Raw genomic sequence first — 777 nt, forward strand, 5'->3', positions numbered from 1 at the left:
AATCGGCAAACTGACGTCACTGCATCAAGCAAACCAGCAAGCCAACGGCGCGATGCACATGCAACCCTCATTCACCTATCAAGGACCATCATGAACAACGTCATCGCCCGCAGCGCCTCCGCCACCATCGCCATCGCCGCCGCACTGGCCGCCTCGAGCGCCATGGCCGCCAGCACCACCGAACTGAAGGTCACCGGCGTCATCAAGCCGGTAGCCTGCACCCCGACCATCGGCGCCGGCAGCGCTGTCGTCGACTACGGCACCATCGCCGCCGCCACGCTCACCGCCGGCCAGAACAAGGTGCTCGACACCAAGGAAGTGCCGTTCAGCATCTCCTGCGATGCCGCCGTCAAAGTCGCCGTCACCGCAGTCGACAACAAGGCTGCCAGCAAAGTCACCGGCCTGGCCTCGCTGGTGTCGGCCTCGGCCACCGAGAGCGCCATGTTCGGCCTGGGCACGGCCAGCACCAAGAACGTGGGCGCCTTCCACTTCGCCATGAAGCAGGGTTCGTTCACCGGCGACGGCGCCAATGTCGACACCATCGGCGCGGCCACCTCGGCCACCCCGAGCTGGAGCAAGAGCACCAACGGCGGCATGTCGACCGGCCGCATGCTGTCCTGGGCCGCCACCGGCACCACCGCGCCGGGCGCCTACAAGCTGATCTCCGGCACCCTGGCCGTGACTGCCGTGCTGAACAAGCCGGAAAACCTGAACCTGACCCAGGACGTCACCCTGGACGGCTCGGCCACCATTGAAGTGAAGTACCTGTAAGCGCAG

At 65.9% G+C, this 777-nt stretch carries 1 protein-coding gene; it reads left to right on the forward strand.

Features of this window, described 5'->3' with window-relative positions:
- The first annotated feature begins 90 nt into the window (after window positions 1-90).
- Entirely contained in the window at window positions 91-771 is a 681-nt protein-coding gene (locus tag J8I26_RS22545; RefSeq protein ID WP_209609458.1) for a DUF1120 domain-containing protein, read from the forward strand.
- Window positions 772-777: the final 6 nt, after the last annotated feature.

Origin of the sequence: Herbaspirillum sp. LeCh32-8 (genome assembly GCF_017814915.1) — a bacterium.
Lineage (GTDB): Bacteria > Pseudomonadota > Gammaproteobacteria > Burkholderiales > Burkholderiaceae_D > Herbaspirillum.